The following is a 17,164-nucleotide window of genomic DNA, read 5'->3' on the forward strand; positions in this document are numbered from 1 at the left end:
CTCACATCCACGCGGCTTCAAGGGCCGCAGGTTGGCATTCCGTCACGCGGCGCGTGCCGCGATCGTTCTCGCGTGAGCGGCGAAAGCCGTCACGAACCGTTCCACATCAACGCGCGTCGTCGTCCAGCCAAGGCTCACCCTGAGCGCCGAGCGGACTTCCGTCACCGAAAGTCCCATCGCCGCCAGCACGTGGCTGGGAGCGATTTTTCCGGAGGCGCAGGCCGACCCGGTCGACACCGAAAGACCAGCAAGATCGAGGGCGATCACCGTGGTCTCGCCATCAAGGCCCGGATGGACCGTCAGGCTCGTATTGGGCAGACGCTCCGCTGACAAGCCGACGACCCGGCTCGACTCCGAAATAGTGACGATTTCGCGTTCCAGCCAGTCGCGGAGTGCGGCAAGACGTTGCAGCTCGGCAGCCATGTCCGGGACCAGCGCCGCGGCCGCGGCACCGAAGCCGGCAATGCCGACGATATTCTCGGTCCCGGCCCGCCGGCGACCCTCCTGGCCGCCGCCACGCACCAGCGGCGGGAAAAGGACGGCCTCCGACGCGGTGACGATGGCACCGACGCCCTGCGGACCGCCGATCTTGTGGGCCGACACGAAAAACGCATCGCAATCGAGCCGGGCGAGATCGAGCGGCATCTTGCCGAGCGCCTGCACGGCATCGACGACCAGCGCCGCTCCGTGGGCGCGGCACAGCGCGGCGATCTCCGCCAGCGGCTGGACGACGCCGGTCTCGTTGTTGGCCGCCATCACGGCGACGAGGGCCCGCCCCCCCTCGGCAGCGAGGAGATCGGCGAGACGGGCAAGATCGACGCGGCCCGTGCCGTCCACCGGACAGACAGAAATGGCCCCGGCGGCGAACCGGCCACCGGCCAGCACGCAGGAATGCTCGACGGCCGACACGATCAGGCGAGAAAACGGATCCGGCGCGCCATGAGGCGCGACGAAGCCGGGTGTCAGCAGGGTAGCGGCGGCCTCGCTGCCGCCGGAGGTGAAGGTGACGCAGCGCGGATCGGCCTGCACCAGGGCCGCGACCGATCGGCGCGCCTCCTCGACGATGCGACGGGCCGCGCGCCCGTCCCGATGCACCGCAGAGGCATTGCCCGTGACGTCCAGCGCCGCAACCATGGCCGCGCGCGCTTCGGGGCGAAGCGGCGTCGTGGCATTGTGGTCGAGATAGACGCGGGTCATCGGGGAGAGGCCCTGTCGGAAAAACTTGGCATTGGATGTCGGGTTCGTGCTATAGGCCCGTCCCCGAACCGCCAAACTCGGCCAGACCCCCTGAGGGCCGGCGGGAAGGCGTTTAGAATTATTCTAAACTCTAGAGTTGCCCTGCCGCCCTGTCAAGGTCGGAACTCCATCGAAATCGCCGTCAACCGGAGGGTTTCAATGTCGAATGGGGCCCCATGACGAGGATTATCCATGCCTGAAGTCATCTTCAACGGTCCGGCAGGCCGGATCGAAGGGCGCTATCATCCCGCCAAGGTCCGTTCCGCCCCCATCGGCATCGTGCTGCACCCGCACCCCCAGTTCGGCGGCACGATGAACAACCAGATCGTCTACAATTGCTACTATCAGTTCGTGAACCGCGGCTTCTCCGTTCTGCGTTTCAATTTCCGCGGTGTCGGTCGCAGCCAGGGTGCCTTCGACCACGGCGTCGGTGAATTGTCGGATGCAGCCGCGGCGCTCGACTATGCCCAGGCGATCAATCCGGAGGCACGAACCTGCTGGATCGCCGGCTTCTCCTTTGGCGCCTGGATCGGCATGCAGCTCCTGATGCGCCGTCCCGAGGTCGAGGGCTTCATCTCCATCGCCCCGCCGGCCAACCTCTACGATTTCTCCTTCCTCGCGCCCTGCCCCTCCTCCGGCCTCATCGTCCATGGCGACAAGGATGCGGTGGTGCCGCTGACGGCCGTCCAGGGCCTCGTCGAGAAGCTGAAGACGCAGAAGGGCATTATCATCGAGCAGCAGGTGGTGCCCGGCGCCAACCACTTCTTCGAGAACACCGTCGACCCGCTGATGGAGATCGTCGGCGGTTATCTCGACAAGCGGCTGGGGAAACAGGACGCGGCGGAGTGAGACGGCGCTTGCGGGGTCGTCCGACTCCGCTTAAAGCCCGGGGCTTATGACCCAGGATCCTTCGTCCTTCGTGCTGAAGCGCCGGCACTTGCTCGGGATCGAGGGGCTTTCCCCCGCCGAGATCACCGGCCTCCTCGACCTTGCCGAGGAATTCGTCACCCTCAACCGACAGGTCGAGAAGAAACGCACGTCGCTCCGCGGCCGTACGCAGATCAACCTGTTCTTCGAATCCTCGACACGGACCCAGTCCTCCTTCGAACTGGCGGGCAAACGCCTCGGCGCCGACGTCATGAACATGTCGGTGGCCCAGTCCTCGATCAAGAAGGGCGAGACGCTGATCGATACGGCGCTCACCCTCAATGCCATGCATCCCGACATCCTGATCATGCGCCATGCCGCGTCGGGGGCCGTCGAACTGCTGGCGAAGAAGGTCGATTGCTCGGTGGTCAATGCCGGCGACGGCACCCATGAACATCCCACCCAGGCCCTGCTGGACGCCCTCACGATCCGCCGGAACAAGGGCCGGATCGAGCGGCTGACGGTCGCCATCTGCGGCGACATCCTGCATTCGCGCGTGGCGCGCTCCAACATCATCCTGCTCAACGCCATGCAGGCGCGCGTGCGCGCGATCGGCCCCTCGACGCTGTTGCCCGCCGCCGTCGAGCGCCTCGGCGTCGAGGTCTACCGCGACATGAAGGAAGGCCTGAAGGACGTCGACATCGTCATGATGCTGCGCCTCCAGCGGGAGCGGATGAACGGCTCCTTCGTGCCGTCGGTCCAGGAATATTTCCACTATTTCGGCCTCGACGAGGCCAAGCTCCGCTACGCCAAACCGGACGCGCTGGTGATGCATCCCGGCCCGATGAATCGCGGTGTCGAGATCTCCACCGCCGTCGCCGACGGCGCCCAGTCGCTGATCCGCGAGCAGGTGGAGATGGGCGTCGCGGTGCGCATGGCTGTGCTGGAAGCCCTCGCCCGCAACCTGCCAAACGCGTGAGGGCCCTGCCGATGACCGCACAGCGCCCTCTCCTTCTCGCCAATGCCCTGCTGATCGATCCGGCGGCCGGCACCGAACGTCACGGCGGCCTTCTGGTCAGGGACGGCCTGATCGCCGATGCGGGCCCGCACCTCGCCGCCGGAACCGCGCCCGAGGGCACCGAGATCGTCGATTGCGGCGGCCGCGTCGTGGCGCCCGGCCTCGTCGACATGCGCTGCTTCGTCGGCGAGCCTGGCTACGAATACCGCGAGACCATCGCCTCGGCGACGGCGGCCGCGGCAGCGGGCGGCGTCACCACCCTGGTCTGCCAGCCGGCGACCGACCCGGCCATCGATGATCCCGCCATCGTCGACTTCCTGCTGCGCCGCGCCCGCGACACCGGCATCGTCCATTTCCATCCCATGGCGGCCATCACCAAGAAGCTCGGCGGCCGCGAGATGACCGAATTCGGCCTGCTCCAGGAGGCCGGCGCCGTCGCCTTCACCGACGGGGCGCGCTCGGTCACCGACGCCCTGGTGATGCGCCGGGCCATGACCTATGCGCGCGATTTCGACGCCCTCATCGTCCATCACACCGAGGACCCGGCCCTGGTCGGCGAAGGCGTCATGAACGAAGGGGAATTCGCCTCGCGACTGGGGCTCACCGGCATCCCGGTCGAGGCCGAGACGATCATGCTCGAGCGCGACCTGCGCCTCGTCAAGCTCACCGGCGCCCGCTACCACGCCGCCGCGATCACCTGCCGCGACTCGCTCGCCATCATCGCCCGGGCGAAGAATGAGGGGTTGCCCGTGACCGCGGCGGTGACGATCAACCACCTCACCCTCAACGAGAATGACATCGGCAGCTACCGTACCTTCTGCAAGCTCACGCCGCCCTTGCGCACCGAGGATGACCGCCTCGCCCTTGCCGACGCGGTCGCCGACGGCACGATCGATGTTATTGTCTCAGACCACGATCCGCAGGATGTCGAGACCAAGCGCCTGCCCTTTGCCGAGGCGATGCCCGGGGCGGTCGGCGTCGAGACCATGCTGCCGGCGGCCCTGCGTCTGGTCCATGCCGGGCTGGTGCCGCTCGCAGCCCTGCTGAAGGCCCTGTCGACGGCGCCTGCCGCGCTGCTTCGCCTGCCCGGCGGCACGCTGTCCAGGGGCACGCCCGCCGATCTCATCGTCCTCGACCTCGACACGCCATGGGTGCTTGACCGCGACGACCTCAGGTCGAAGTGCAAGAACTCGCCCTTCGACGAGGCGCGCATGAGCGGCCGTGTCCTGCGCACCATCGTCGGCGGGCGCACCGTCCACGCCCTCGCCGACTGACGCCGGACGGTCGCGGAAGGCATGCGGCCACACTTTTTTCGTGCAAAGCCCTGTCTCCGCGCGCCGAAGGCATGGCCTTTGACTACAAATTGGCTCTAGCCTGTCCTCCCCGTTCCGGTGCCCGCCCCATGTTCGCCGCCGCATCCCTCCCCGTGCTCATCGCCGCCCTCGGCTTCGGCTACCTCCTCGGCTCGATCCCCTTCGGCCTGGTTCTGACCCGCAGCGCCGGTCTTGGCGACATCCGTGCCATCGGCTCGGGCAATATCGGCGCGACCAACGTGCTACGCACCGGCAACCGCAAGCTCGCGGCGGCGACGCTCCTTCTCGACGGGCTCAAGGGCACGGCGGCCGTGCTGATCGCCGGCATGTTCGATCCCGCCGCGGCGCTGGCCGCCGGGTTCGGGGCCTTCCTCGGCCATGTGTTCCCGGTCTGGCTCGGCTTCAGGGGCGGCAAGGGCGTGGCGACCTTCCTCGGCATTCTCGTCGCCATCCACTGGCCGACCTTCCTCGTCTGTGCAGCGATCTGGATCGCCATGGCCTATGCTTTCCGCTTCTCCTCGCTGGCGGCGCTGACCGCCAGCATCACCACACCGGTGATCCTGTTCGTCGCCGGCCTCGGCTGGCCCACCGTCGCCGTTGTTGCCGCCATGACGGTCCTTCTCGTTGCCAAACATCACGAGAATATTGGCAGGCTCCTGGCCGGCACCGAGAGCCGCATCGGCGCCAAAAGCGAGAAACCGCCGGGATGAACACGCCGGGCGACGACCTCTTCGCACGCCCCACCGCCGCGATCCGCCTGACGGATCGACAGAGACTCGACTGGCTCCGCCTCGCCCGGTCCGAAAATGTCGGCCCCCGCACCTTCCGCGAACTGATCAATATCTACGGCAGCGCCAGCGCTGCGCTGGAGGCCATCCCGGAACTCTCGCGCCGCGGCGGCGGGCGTTCCATCCGTATCGTCAGCCTCGCCGAGGCGGAACGGGAAATGGCCCGTGCCGCGGCCTTCGGCGTCAGCATCGTCGCCATCGGCGAGCGCGATTATCCCGACCGCCTGCGCCGCATCGCCTCCGCCCCGCCGCTGATCGCCCTGCGCGGCGACCTGGCCTGCCTGTCCCGGCCGATGATCGGCCTCGTTGGTTCGCGCAACGCTTCCATCGCCGGGATCAAGATGGCAGCGCTCCTCGCCCGCGGCCTTGGACAGGCCGGTTTCACCACCGTCTCGGGCCTCGCCCGCGGCATCGACGCCGCCGCCCACGAGGCCTCCCTGGCCACCGGTACGGTGGCCGTCCTCGCCGGCGGGCAGGACCAGGTCTACCCCGCCGACAACGAACCGCTCCTGACGCGGCTCTTGCATGCCGGCGCGGCCATCAGCGAAATGCCTATGGGCCACGAGCCGCGCGCCCGTGATTTCCCGCGTCGCAACCGTCTGATCGCCGGCCTGTCCATCGGCGTCATCGTGGTCGAGGCGGCGGAGCGCTCGGGCTCGCTCATCACCGCGCGCCTGGCGCTGGAGGAGAACCGCGAGGTCTTTGCCGTCCCCGGTTCGCCGCTCGACCCGCGGGCCGAAGGTACCAATCGTCTCCTCAAGCAGGGCGCGACGCTCGTCACGGAGGTCGATGATGTCCTTGCCGTGCTTAACCCCATTCTCGCCCGCCCGCCCGACGACGCGGCGCTGGAGGAGGACGAGCACGACATGCAGCAAGCCGATCCCGGCGACGACGGCCGCCAACGCATTCTCGCCCTGCTCGGGCCGGTGCCGGTGACGCCCGACGACATCGTCCGGGCCTCGGGGCTCGGCGCGGCGGCGGTGCGCGTGGCGCTTCTGGAACTCGAACTGGCCGGCCGCCTTCACCGCGATCCCGGTGGCCGGGTCTCGCTGCTCTGAGGCGGCAGTCCGGCACGGCCGTCGCGACGCATCAGCCGCGCCTGTTGCTCGGCCTCAAGCCGCGTCATATCGGCGAGATAGGCAAGAAGATGCAGGTCGGCGGCGCGGGCGAGGTCCACCATTTCCCCAGCGAGCTTGGCCAGATAGGCGGCAAGCTCCTCCCGTCGGACATGCGGCGGCGCATTTGCAGAGCCCCCATCCCGGACATCGCGCGATCCGGTCCAGCGCCGTCCGCCACGGCTCGACATGCACCACTCCCGCCCCGAGACGTCCACCTGTGTAACGGACGGTATGTACAACCTTTAGTTTATGTCAATGAAAGATGCATTATAAACGTGCATTCCGACGGCCATTTGACTTGGCGCGGCCTTGTGCCCATGTTCCGGCCGACTTGTGGCACCGCATCATCGGCGAGCCGACATTTCCGAGGGGCAAAGGCGCGTGGCCGTGAACGTCGTTATCGTCGAATCGCCGGCCAAGGCCAAGACGATCAACAAATATCTGGGATCCGACTACGAGGTCATCGCCTCGTTCGGCCATGTGCGCGACCTGCCGCCGAAGGACGGGTCGGTGGATCCCGATGCCGATTTCGCCATGATCTGGGAAGCGGACGGCCGCGGCGCCAAGCGCATCGGCGAGATCGCCAAGCTGGTGAAGGGCGCCGACAAACTCATCCTCGCCACCGACCCCGATCGCGAGGGAGAGGCTATTTCCTGGCACCTGCTCGAGGCGCTCAAGGAAAAGCGCGTGATCAAGGACATGCCGGTCGAGCGCGTGACGTTCAACGCGATCACCAGACAGGCGGTCCAGGAGGCGATGGCGGCGCCGCGGTTGATCGACACCGCGCTGGTCGAAGCCTATCTCGCCCGCCGCGCCCTCGACTATCTCGTCGGGTTCCGCCTGTCCCCTGTGCTCTGGCGCAAGCTCCCAGGCGCCCGCTCCGCCGGCCGCGTCCAGTCGGTGGCGCTGCGGCTGGTCTGCGAGCGCGAAGCCGAGATCGAGCGATTCCGCAAAAAGGAATATTGGTCGCTGGTCGCGACGCTCGCGACACCGCGGGGCGAAGGCTTCGAGGCCCGCCTCGTCGGCGCCGACGGCCAGAAGATCCAGCGGCTCGACGTCGGCACCGAGGCCGAGGCGCGGGCCTTCGAAAAGGCCCTGGCGGAGGCCCATTTCGCCGTGTCGGGCGTCGAGGCCAAGCCCGCCCGGCGTCACCCCTACGCGCCCTTCACCACCTCGACGCTGCAGCAGGAGGCCAGCCGCAAGCTTGGCTTCGCCCCGGCGCGCACCATGCAGGTGGCCCAGCGCCTCTATGAAGGCACCGATATCGGCGGCGAGACGGTCGGCCTCATCACCTACATGCGAACCGACGGCGTCGACGTCGCCCCGGAGGCGGTCGCTGCGATCCGCGATCTCATCGGTAAGGATTTCGGGGGCCGTTACGTGCCGGGCTCCCCGCGCAAGTACTCGTCGAAGCAGAAGAACGCCCAGGAGGCCCACGAGGCCATCCGCCCGACCGATGCCCGGCGCCATCCGCGCGATGTCGCCCGTTTCCTGGAGCCCGAGCAGGCGCGCCTCTACGAACTCATCTGGAAGCGCACCGTCGCCTCGCAGATGGAGAGCGCCGAACTGGAGCGCACCACGGTGGATATCGACGCCACCGTCGGCGGCCTCGGGTCGTCCATGGGTCGCAAGCTGGAGCTGCGCGCCACCGGCCAGGTGGTGAAATTCGACGGCTTCCTGACCCTCTACACCGAGGACCGCGACGACGACAGCGACGACGACGACGCCAAGCGCCTGCCGGCCATGACCGTCGGCGAGAAGCTCGCCCGCCGGGCCATCGCCACGACCCAGCATTTCACCGAGCCGCCGCCGCGCTATTCCGAGGCGAGCCTCGTCAAGCGGATGGAGGAACTCGGGATCGGCCGGCCCTCCACCTATGCCTCGACGCTGCAGACCCTGCAGGACCGCGACTATGTGAAGATCGACAAGAAGCGCCTCGTCCCGGAAGACAAGGGCCGCCTGGTCATCGCCTTCCTGGAGAATTTCTTCGAGCGCTATGTCGAATACGGTTTTACCGCCGCGCTGGAGGAGAAGCTCGACCTCGTTTCCAACAGCGAGCTCGACTGGAAGGCTCTGCTCCGCGACTTCTGGCGGGACTTTGCCGCCGCCATCGACGAGACCAAGGAACTGCGCGTCTCGGACGTGCTCTCCGCGCTCAATGACAGCCTCGGCCCGCACATCTTTCCCGACAAGGGCGACGGGACCAATCCGCGCGCCTGTCCGGCCTGCAGCACCGGCGCCCTGTCGCTGAAACTCGGCAAGTTCGGCGCCTTCATCGGCTGCTCGAACTATCCCGAATGCCGCTTCACCCGCCAGCTCGCCGCCCCTGGTCCGGATTCCGACGGCGAGGGTCCGGCCTCAGCCGGCGCCGACGGCACGCGCAAGCTCGGCGCCGACCCGGTGAGTGGCCTCGAAGTGACCGTGCGCGACGGCCGCTTCGGCCCGTATGTGCAGCTCGGCGAGGGCGAGAAACCGAAGCGCTCCTCGCTGCCCAAGGGCATGACACCGGCCGGCCTCGACCTCGAAAGGGCGCTCGCCCTGCTTGAATTGCCGAAGGAAGTGGCCAGGCACCCCGAAAGCGGTAATCCGATCCTCGTCGGCATCGGCCGCTATGGACCCTATGTCCAGCACGAGAAGACCTACGCCAATCTCGAAAAGGACGACGACGTGCTGGCGATCGGCGCCAACCGCGCCATCGATCTCGTCATCGCCAAGGAAAGCGGCGCCAAGAGCCGGTTCGGCCGCGGCAGCGCCCCGGCCGGCCGCGAGCTCGGCGAGCACCCGACCCTCGGCGGCCTCGTCACCGTCATGGCCGGCCGCTATGGCCCCTATGTGAAACACGGCTCGGTCAACGCCACACTGCCCAAGGGCAAGGACGCCGCTGCTCTCACCATGGAGGAGGCCGTGCCGCTGCTCGCGGCGCGCGCCGAAACCGCCGGATCCGGCAAGAAGCCGCCAGCCCGCGGCAAGGTGGCCGCCAAGGCACCGGCCAAGCCAAAGACCGCGGCGAAGGGCGCGGCCAAGGCGTCCGACGCCAAGGCCAAGGCCACGACCAAGACGGCTTCGAAGCCCAAGGCCGCCAGGCCGAAGGCGTAGGGATGGGCCTGCGCCTTCGGCATTTCCCCGAATCCGCCGATCGGCTAGCCTGACCACGCCGTCCGCTGTCGCGTCGGCCTGACCTGGACGTCATTTGCCCCGCAGAGCCAAGACCGGATCGCCCTCCACCCTGCCCTCGCGCGACGAGGTGCTGGCGTTCATCGCCAGTCAGGCGGGCCGGGTGGGCAAGCGCGAGATCACCCGCCATTTCGGCCTGCACGGCGCCGAGAAGACGGCGCTGAAGGCGCTGCTGAAAGACATCGTCGACGAAGGCCTCGTCGCCAAGGGCCGCGGCAGGCTGTCGAAACACGGCGCCCTGCCGCCGGTCATCCTCGTCGACATCCTCACCCGGGACGCCGACGGCGACCTCGTCGGTACGCCCGCCGAATGGGACGAGGACGAGCACGGCGCACCTCCCGCCATCGTCATCGCCGTGCCGCATCGCCCGCGCCCCGGCGATCCGGTGCCCGGCCTCGGCGACCGGGCGCTGTTGCGCCTGTCGGACGGTGGCGCCCCCAGCGACGATCCGCGACCCGTCGGCCGGGTCATGAAGATCCTGGAACGCGGGCGCTCGCGCACCATCGGCGTCTTCCGCGCCGTTCCCGGCCATGGTGGCCGGCTGCTTCCCATCGACAAGAAGAGTGTCGGCCGCGAACTCGCCATCCCCGAAGAGGCCTCGGGCGATGCCCGGGACGGCGATCTCGTCGCCGTCGACATCGTGCGCACCTCCCGCTTCGGCCCGCCGGTCGCCAAGGTGCGCGAGCGCCTCGGCAACCTGAAGTCGGAGCGCGCCGTCTCGCTCATCGCGCTTGAGGTGCACGGCATCCCCCATGTCTTCCGCGCCGACACGCTGGCGGAAGCCGAAAAGGCCGAGCCCGTGGCCGTCGGGCGGCGCGAGGACTGGCGCAAGCTCCCCCTCGTCACCATCGACCCTCCGGACGCCAAGGACCACGACGACGCCGTCCACGCCGAGCCCGATGCGTCCGAAGACAATGCCGGCGGTTTCATCCTGACCATCGCCATCGCCGACGTCGCCGCCTATGTGCGTCCCGGCACCGCGCTCGACCGCGAGGCGGCAGTGCGCGGCAACTCGGTCTATTTCCCCGACCGCGTCGTGCCGATGCTGCCCGAGCGCATCTCCAATGACCTGTGCTCGCTGAAGCCCCACGAGGACCGCCCCGCCCTCGCCTGCCGCGTCGTCATCCGCGCCGACGGCCGGCGGAAGACACACAGCTTCCACCGCATCATGATGCGCTCGGCCGCCAAGCTCGCCTATGCCCAGGCCCAGGCCGCCGTCGACGGCCATCCCGACGAGACCACCGACGGGCTCGTCGCGCCGGTCCTCAGGCCGCTCTGGGACGCCTATGCGGCGCTGAAGCGCGCCCGCGACGACCGCGAGCCGCTCGACCTCGACCTGCCCGAGCGCAAGATCGTGCTGACGCCGGAAGGCACAGTGGACCGGGTGGTGATCCCGCAGCGGCTGGATGCGCACCGGCTTATCGAGGAGATGATGATCCTCGCCAATGTCTGCGCCGCCGAGACGCTGGAGAAGCACCGCACGCCCTGCATGTACCGGATCCATGACGCACCGAGCATGGAAAAGCTCCTGTCGCTGAAGGAGTTTCTCAAGACGCTCGACATCGCTCTGCCCAAGGCGGCACTGCTCCGGCCCTCGAATTTCAACCAGATCCTGGCGCGCGCCAGGGGCTCGGAATCCGCCGAACTGGTCAACCAGGTGGTGCTCCGGTCGCAGTCGCAGGCCCAGTATGATCCGGAGAACATCGGCCATTTCGGCCTGAACCTGCGCCGCTACGCCCATTTCACCTCGCCGATCCGCCGCTATGCCGACCTCATCGTCCATCGCGGCCTGATCCGCGCCCTCGGTTTCGGCCCGGACGGCCTGACCGACGGCCAGGCTGCCTCCCTCGCCGAGATCGCAGCCGAGATCTCCGCCGCCGAGCGCCGCGCCATGGCGGCCGAGCGCGAGACGATCGATCGGCTCATCGCCGCCCATCTTTCCGAGCGGGTCGGCGATGTCTTCAGCGCCCGCATTTCCGGGATGACGCGCTCCGGCCTCTTCGTGAAGCTGGACGATACCGGCGCCGACGGCTTCGTGCCCGCCTCGACCATCGGCGGCGACTATTACCGCTACGAGGAGGGCCTGCAGGCCCTTGTCGGCACGCGGACCGGCGAGACCTGGCGCCTTGGCGACACGGTGACCGTGCGGCTGGTCGAGGCAGCTCCGGTGGCCGGAGCCCTGCGATTCGAGCTGATGAGCGATGGCCGCAGCGGCCTTGCAGCGGCAGGACGGGGAGCGCACATAAGCCGTAAGAAGCGCGACGACGGCTTTTCAGACGGACGGCGCGCGCGGCCGGGCGACAAGCCCTCCAGGCCGCCCTGGAAGAAGAAGGGCCGCAAATGACGGTTCAGATCCTCACCGGTCAGCCTGTCGTCGAGGTCGCGCGCCCGTCACGCAACCTCTGGACGGCGGCGAAACGCGGTCTGCGCTGCCGTTGCCCGGCCTGTGGTGAGGCGCGGCTTTTCACCTCCTACCTGAAGGTCGCGCCGGTCTGCGACCGTTGCGGCGAGGAACTGCACCACCACCGCGCCGACGACGCCCCACCCTACCTCACCATCATGGTGGTCGGCCATGTCATCGTCCCGCTGCTCATGTGGTTCGAGCTCGCCTATGAGCCGGCGCTGTGGATCCACGCCGCCATCTGGCTGCCGCTGACCGTGATCATGTCCCTCCTTTTGCTGCCTCCCCTGAAGGGGCTCGTCGTGGGATACCAGTGGGCCATGCGCATGCACGGCTTCGACGAGTTCGGCGACGAACGCCAGCAGGGACAGAACCAGTGAGTGACAAGGGCATCGCTCTCGCCGAGCGCCTGACCAAGACCGAGCGCGAGCAGCGCTGGGCCAACCAGAAACCGGTGGATGCGGCGACCCTCATCCTCATCGACCGGGCCGGCACCAAACCCAAGGTGCTGATGGGCAAGCGCCGCGACGACCTCAAGTTCATGCCCGGCAAATTCGTCTTCCCCGGCGGCCGGCGCGATCCCAACGACCGGGCCATGCCGGTCTTCGGCACCCTGCACGACCTTGCCCAGGCCCGCCTGATGGCCCGCGTCCAGCGGCCCTCGATGTCGCGCGCCCGCTCGCTGGCCCTGACCGCCATCCGCGAGACCTTCGAAGAGACCGGCCTTCTGCTCGGAACCCGCGACGCCGGTGCACCGGACGGCGTGCCCAAGGGCTGGGAGGCCTTCGCCGACCATGGCGTCTTTCCGGACCTCGAATCTCTGCACTTCGTCGCCCGTGCCATCACCCCACCGCGGCGACCGAAGCGCTTCGACACACGGTTCTTCGCCTGCGACGCCGACCAGATCGCCCACAGGCTGGAAGGCGTCGTCGGGCCCCATGCCGAGCTGACCGAACTGAAATGGCTGACCCTCGACGAGGCCCTGCACGAGGACCTGCCGACCATCACCACCGTCGTGCTGGAGGAACTCGGCGACCGGATCGCCAAGGGCTTCTCGCAGTTCCTTCCGGTCCCCTTTTACTTCATGGTGCGCAAGGAATTCCGACGCGAGCTCATCGCCTGATCATCGCGAAGTCGTGATTTGAGGCAACGCAAGGCCCCTGATCAGAAGTGATCCAGGGAATGGCTGCGGCGACCTGCCGCAGATGGGGTCTGACATGGTCAAGCCGTGGCTGCTGCGCTTCCACCGTTGGCTCACGCTCGTCTTCGCGGTGCCGCTCGCCGTGATCATCCTCACCGGGCTGATCCTGTCCGTCGAACCGGCCGCGCAGATCGGCGCCGCCCCGCCCGGCACGCTGTCCGCCGACCGGATGGTCGACCTGCTCGCCCGCCACGATCCCGAGGGCTAGGCGCGCTCCCTCACCTTCCGCGCCTATGAGGGGCGGCTGTCGATCGGCGGCGTGCGTTCCGACGACATCATCGACGTCGACGTCAGCAGCGGTGCCGAACTCACCGAGGACGGCGCGCTCTCCAATCTCTTCTATTATTCCCGCGTCCTGCACGAGACGCTGATGCTCGACCTCGGCTGGCTCGTCCATGTCTCGACCATGGCGATGATCCTGCTCATGGCGCTCGGCATCGCCATGGGCTGGCCGCGCTTCGCCAACTCGGTCTCGGGCTGGCACAAGGGGGTCGCCTGGGGCCTCCTGCCGCTGCTCGTCCTCAGCCCGCTCACCGGGCTCTTCCTCGCCTGGGGCATCAGCTTTACCGGCACGCCCCCGGCCACGCCCGCCGCAGCTCCGATGACCATGGTCGAGGCGGTCCGCCAGGTCGGCGCCGCCCACGACCTGACAGGCCTTGTCTGGATCCGTGGCCGGGCCGGCCGGCTCCTCGCCCGGGTTGTCGACGGCGGCGAATACCGCGTCTTCGCGGTGACGCGCGAGGGTCTCGTGCCGGGCCCGCGCAACTGGGTCCGTCTGCTGCACGAAGGCAATTTCGCCGGCATGTGGTCGGCGCTGATGAATGTCGTCATCTCCACCGCGTTCGTGGCGCTGATGGCGACCGACCTGGTCATCTGGGCCCGCCGCCGCTTCCGCAAGCGCCGGCCGCGGTCGTTCAGGGCAAGCGCGGCTCCGGTCGGCACGCCGGCCTGATCCCGCCAATCGGCGCTTGTCATCGAGGCGTCTTGCCTTCATGGGAGGCGGCCTGATGACCGCTGCGCCCGCCCCTGATCTCTTCACGCGTCAGACCCTCGTCTCCCTCGGCGCGGCGATCGCCTGCATCGCCAGCGTCGGCATCGGCCTGTCGCTGTCCATTCCGCTGCTGTCCTTCGCGCTTGATGCCAAGGGCGCCTCCCGCACGCTGATCGGGCTGAACACGGCCATGGCCGGCGTCGCCACCATCGTCTGCGCCCCCTTCATCTCCGGTTGGGCCCGGCGCTTCGGCGTCCATACGCTGCTCGTCGGGGCGACGATCCTCGCCGGCGTCAGCCTTCTGGCCTTTCTCGTCGTCGAGCCGATCTGGGCCTGGTTTCCGCTGCGCTTCGTCTTCTCCCTCGCCCTCACCGTGCTCTTCGTCCTCTCCGAATACTGGATCAATGCGGCGGCGCCCGAACACCGGCGCGGCCTCGTGCTCGGCGTCTATGCCAGCGCCCTGTCGATCGGCTTCGCCGCGGGTCCCTATGTGCTGATCGTGCTCGGCGCCGCCGGTCCTGCCCCCTATTTCGCCGGAGCGGCCCTTCTCGTCCTCGCCATGCTGCCGGTCCTTTTGGCCCGCGCCATGATCCCGGTGATCGAGGACCAGCCCTCGTCCGGCTTCGTCACCTTCCTGTGGGCGGCCCCCGCCGCGACCCTCGCCGCCCTGGTCTTCGGCTCGGCAGAGACCGGCGCCTTCGCCCTCCTGCCCCTCTATGGCACGGCCATCGGCCTCGACGTTGCCGGGGCTGCCACGCTGGTCTCGCTGATGGCGCTCGGCAACCTCGCCTTCCAGATCCCCATCGGCCTGATCGCCGACCGCATCGACCGCCGCAAGGTGCTGCTCGCCTGCGGCATCGTCGGCGCCGCGGGCATGCTGATCGCCACCTTCGTGACGCTGCCGATCGGCTGGCTCCGCGTCCTGCTCTTCGTCTGGGGCGGCATCGTCGCGGCCCTCTACACGGTCGGCCTCGCCCATCTCGGCAGCCGTTTCCGCGGTGCCGACCTCGCCCAGGCCAATGCCGCCTTCGTGGTCATGTATTCGGCGGGCCTGATGATCGGCCCGCCGCTCGCCGGCTTCGGTATGGACCTGTGGCCGCCGCACGGGCTGATGGCGACCTTCGCAGGCCTGTTCCTGATCTATGTGGCCGTGGTGGTGGCCCGGATGGCCGGAGCCCGCCGGGGCGCCTGAACCTCACTCCACCGTCACGCTCTTGGCGAGGTTGCGCGGCTGGTCGACATCCGTGCCCATCTCCACCGCCGTGTGATAGGCGAGGAGCTGGATCGGCACCGAATAGACGATGGGCGCGATGGTCGCCGGCACGTCCGGCATGACGATGGTCGCCAGTGTCTCCACCTCGGCGTGTTCGGCGCCCTTCGCGTCGGTGACGAGGATGATCTGGCCGCCGCGGGCCGCCACCTCCTGCATGTTCGACACGGTCTTCTCGTAGACCTTGTCGAAGGGCGCGATGACGACGACCGGCATGTCCTCGTCGATCAGCGCGATCGGCCCGTGCTTGAGCTCGCCCGCCGCATAGCCCTCGGCGTGGATATAGGAGAGCTCCTTGAGCTTCAGCGCGCCCTCCATGGCGATGGGATAGGAGGTGCCGCGACCGAGATAGAGCACGTCGCGCACCTTCGACAGCAGCTTGGCGATGCCGGCGATATGGTCTTCCTGCCGCAGTGCCTCGTTCATGTAGCGCGGCGCCTCCATCATGGCGCGGACGAGCTTGTCCTCTTCCGTCGCATTGACGAAGCCGCGCGCCTTGCCGGCGGCGATCGCCAGCGAGGCGAGCACGGCGAGCTGGCAGGTGAAGGCCTTGGTCGAGGCGACGCCGATCTCCGGCCCCGCCAGCGTCGGCATGACGATGTGGCTCTCCCGGGCAATGGTCGAGGTCGGCACATTGACGACGGCGAGCACGTGCTGACCGTTCTCCTTGGCGTAGCGGAGCGAGGCCAGCGTGTCGGCCGTCTCGCCCGACTGCGAGACGACGATCATCAGGCCACCCGGGACCATCGGCGTCTCGCGGTAGCGGAATTCCGAGGCGATATCGATGTCGACCTGGATGCGCGCGAAGCGCTCGAACCAGTACTTGGCCGTCAGGCCGGCGAGATAGGCCGTGCCGCAGGCGGCAATCGAGATGCGCGGCAGGGCGGCCCAGTCGAAGGGGAGATCCGCCGGCAGCCGCACCTTGCCGGCCGCCATGTCGAGATAGTGGGCGGTGGTACGGGCCACGACCTCGGGCTGCTCGTAGATCTCCTTGAGCATGAAATGCTTGTGGTTGCCCTTGTCGACCAGGAAGGCGGTCGCCGAGGAGCGGATCACCGGCCGCTGCACCACCTGGCCGGCCTCGTCACGGATCTCCACCGAATTGCGGTCGAGGATGGCCCAGTCGCCCTCCTCAAGATAGGCCACCGCCGAGGTGAAGGGAGCGAGCGCGATGGCGTCGGAGCCGAGATACATCTCGCCGTCGCCGTAACCGACCGCCAGCGGCGAGCCCTTGCGGGCGCCGATCAGAAGGTTCTCGTTGCCCTCGAAGACGAAGGCGAGCGCAAAGGCGCCGCGCAGCCGCGGCAGGGCGGCGCCGACCGCCTCGACGGCGCTGAGGCCTTCCTTCATGCCCTGGCCGACCAGATGGGCCACCGTCTCGGTGTCGGTCTGGGTGGAGAAGACGACGCCCTTGGCCTCAAGTTCATGCCGGAGCTCACGGAAATTCTCGATGATGCCGTTATGGACGACGGCGACCCCCTCGGAGGCGTGCGGATGGGCATTGGTCTCGGTCGGCGCGCCATGGGTCGCCCAGCGCGTATGGCCGATGCCGATCGTCCCGGAGAGCGGCGACTTCGCCAGCACGGCTTCGAGGTTCTTCAGCTTGCCCTCGGCGCGGCGGCGGGTGAGCACCCCGCCCTCCAGCGTCGCCACGCCGGCTGAATCGTATCCGCGGTATTCGAGACGCTTGAGGCTGTCGACGAGCTGGCCCGCCACGGGCTCCTTGCCGAGAATGCCGATGATCCCGCACATGCGTGTCGTTCTCCACGTCCCGCCACCGCGCTTCG

The 17,164-nt window shown here is 68.3% G+C and carries 15 protein-coding genes; 12 read left to right on the top strand and 3 right to left on the bottom strand.

Annotation, left to right across the window (positions count from 1 at the left end):
* Positions 1-42: 42 nt before the first annotated feature.
* On the bottom strand, positions 43-1,197 hold the full coding sequence (locus Q0C57_RS13150) for a cysteine desulfurase family protein (RefSeq protein ID WP_296576885.1): 1,155 nt from the start codon (positions 1,195-1,197) through the stop codon (positions 43-45).
* Positions 1,198-1,428: 231 nt separating this feature from the next.
* Here Q0C57_RS13150 and Q0C57_RS13155 point away from each other — a divergent pair, with 231 nt between their 5' ends.
* The 5 genes from Q0C57_RS13155 (at position 1,429) to dprA (ending at position 6,280) form a co-directional block, all read left to right on the top strand.
* Positions 1,429-2,085 (top strand): alpha/beta hydrolase, encoded by a 657-nt coding sequence (locus Q0C57_RS13155; protein WP_296576886.1) that lies wholly within the window; start codon positions 1,429-1,431, stop codon positions 2,083-2,085.
* A 46-nt stretch (positions 2,086-2,131) separates the two neighbouring features.
* On the top strand, positions 2,132-3,082 hold the full coding sequence (locus Q0C57_RS13160; RefSeq protein ID WP_296576887.1) for an aspartate carbamoyltransferase catalytic subunit: 951 nt from the start codon (positions 2,132-2,134) through the stop codon (positions 3,080-3,082).
* Positions 3,083-3,093: 11 nt separating this feature from the next.
* A complete protein-coding gene (locus tag Q0C57_RS13165) occupies positions 3,094-4,395 on the top strand; it encodes a dihydroorotase (protein ID WP_296576888.1) in 1,302 nt (433 codons plus the stop codon).
* A gap of 128 nt (positions 4,396-4,523) precedes the next feature.
* Positions 4,524-5,144 (top strand): glycerol-3-phosphate 1-O-acyltransferase PlsY, encoded by a 621-nt coding sequence (gene plsY, locus Q0C57_RS13170; protein ID WP_296576889.1) that lies wholly within the window; start codon positions 4,524-4,526, stop codon positions 5,142-5,144.
* Positions 5,141-6,280, top strand: coding sequence for a DNA-processing protein DprA (gene dprA, locus Q0C57_RS13175; protein ID WP_296576890.1), 1,140 nt, complete (start codon positions 5,141-5,143; stop codon positions 6,278-6,280). The genes plsY and dprA overlap by 4 nt, the downstream gene beginning before the upstream one ends.
* On the opposite strand, the gene Q0C57_RS13180 is transcribed toward dprA, so the two are convergent.
* Entirely contained in the window at positions 6,244-6,528 is a 285-nt protein-coding gene (locus Q0C57_RS13180) for a hypothetical protein (protein WP_296576891.1), read from the bottom strand. The genes dprA and Q0C57_RS13180 overlap by 37 nt on opposite strands.
* Positions 6,529-6,727: 199 nt before the next feature.
* Between Q0C57_RS13180 and topA the strand changes: the two genes are divergently transcribed.
* From topA to Q0C57_RS13215, 7 genes are all read left to right on the top strand, one after another.
* The gene (gene topA, locus Q0C57_RS13185; protein WP_296576892.1) at positions 6,728-9,436 is read left to right on the top strand and encodes a type I DNA topoisomerase; all 2,709 of its coding nucleotides are present in this window, start codon (positions 6,728-6,730) and stop codon (positions 9,434-9,436) included.
* A 94-nt stretch (positions 9,437-9,530) separates the two neighbouring features.
* Positions 9,531-11,858 (top strand): ribonuclease R, encoded by a 2,328-nt coding sequence (rnr, locus tag Q0C57_RS13190; protein WP_296576893.1) that lies wholly within the window; start codon positions 9,531-9,533, stop codon positions 11,856-11,858.
* Positions 11,855-12,295, top strand: a complete 441-nt coding sequence (locus Q0C57_RS13195; protein ID WP_296576894.1) for a DUF983 domain-containing protein — start codon at positions 11,855-11,857, stop codon at positions 12,293-12,295. The genes rnr and Q0C57_RS13195 overlap by 4 nt, the downstream gene beginning before the upstream one ends.
* Positions 12,292-13,038 (top strand): NUDIX domain-containing protein, encoded by a 747-nt coding sequence (locus tag Q0C57_RS13200; RefSeq protein WP_296576895.1) that lies wholly within the window; start codon positions 12,292-12,294, stop codon positions 13,036-13,038. The genes Q0C57_RS13195 and Q0C57_RS13200 overlap by 4 nt, the downstream gene beginning before the upstream one ends.
* A 94-nt stretch (positions 13,039-13,132) precedes the next feature.
* On the top strand, positions 13,133-13,324 hold the full coding sequence (locus tag Q0C57_RS13205) for a hypothetical protein (protein ID WP_296576896.1): 192 nt from the start codon (positions 13,133-13,135) through the stop codon (positions 13,322-13,324).
* 51 nt (positions 13,325-13,375) lie between these two features.
* Complete coding sequence (locus Q0C57_RS13210; protein ID WP_296576897.1) at positions 13,376-14,068, top strand: PepSY domain-containing protein; 693 nt, start codon at positions 13,376-13,378, stop codon at positions 14,066-14,068.
* 55 nt (positions 14,069-14,123) lie between these two features.
* Positions 14,124-15,299, top strand: a complete 1,176-nt coding sequence (locus Q0C57_RS13215; protein ID WP_296576898.1) for an MFS transporter — start codon at positions 14,124-14,126, stop codon at positions 15,297-15,299.
* A gap of 3 nt (positions 15,300-15,302) precedes the next feature.
* Here the strand turns inward: Q0C57_RS13215 and glmS are convergent, their stop codons facing one another.
* On the bottom strand, positions 15,303-17,129 hold the full coding sequence (gene glmS / locus Q0C57_RS13220; protein ID WP_296576899.1) for a glutamine--fructose-6-phosphate transaminase (isomerizing): 1,827 nt from the start codon (positions 17,127-17,129) through the stop codon (positions 15,303-15,305).
* Positions 17,130-17,164: the final 35 nt, after the last annotated feature.

The sequence above is a fragment of the Phreatobacter sp. genome, assembly GCF_022843985.1.
GTDB lineage: Bacteria > Pseudomonadota > Alphaproteobacteria > Rhizobiales > Phreatobacteraceae > Phreatobacter.

Bases quoted from the DNA above. Each gene is read 5' to 3' on its own strand.
- Q0C57_RS13150 (WP_296576885.1), bottom strand. From the start codon at position 1,197: ATGACCCGCGTCTATCTCGACCACAATGCCACGACGCCGCTTCGCCCC.
- Q0C57_RS13155 (WP_296576886.1), top strand. From the start codon at position 1,429: ATGCCTGAAGTCATCTTCAACGGTCCGGCAGGCCGGATCGAAGGGCGC.
- Q0C57_RS13160 (WP_296576887.1), top strand. From the start codon at position 2,132: ATGACCCAGGATCCTTCGTCCTTCGTGCTGAAGCGCCGGCACTTGCTC.
- Q0C57_RS13165 (WP_296576888.1), top strand. From the start codon at position 3,094: ATGACCGCACAGCGCCCTCTCCTTCTCGCCAATGCCCTGCTGATCGAT.
- plsY (WP_296576889.1), top strand. From the start codon at position 4,524: ATGTTCGCCGCCGCATCCCTCCCCGTGCTCATCGCCGCCCTCGGCTTC.
- dprA (WP_296576890.1), top strand. From the start codon at position 5,141: ATGAACACGCCGGGCGACGACCTCTTCGCACGCCCCACCGCCGCGATC.
- Q0C57_RS13180 (WP_296576891.1), bottom strand. From the start codon at position 6,528: ATGTCGAGCCGTGGCGGACGGCGCTGGACCGGATCGCGCGATGTCCGG.
- Q0C57_RS13195 (WP_296576894.1), top strand. From the start codon at position 11,855: ATGACGGTTCAGATCCTCACCGGTCAGCCTGTCGTCGAGGTCGCGCGC.
- Q0C57_RS13205 (WP_296576896.1), top strand. From the start codon at position 13,133: ATGGTCAAGCCGTGGCTGCTGCGCTTCCACCGTTGGCTCACGCTCGTC.
- Q0C57_RS13215 (WP_296576898.1), top strand. From the start codon at position 14,124: ATGACCGCTGCGCCCGCCCCTGATCTCTTCACGCGTCAGACCCTCGTC.
- glmS (WP_296576899.1), bottom strand. From the start codon at position 17,129: ATGTGCGGGATCATCGGCATTCTCGGCAAGGAGCCCGTGGCGGGCCAG.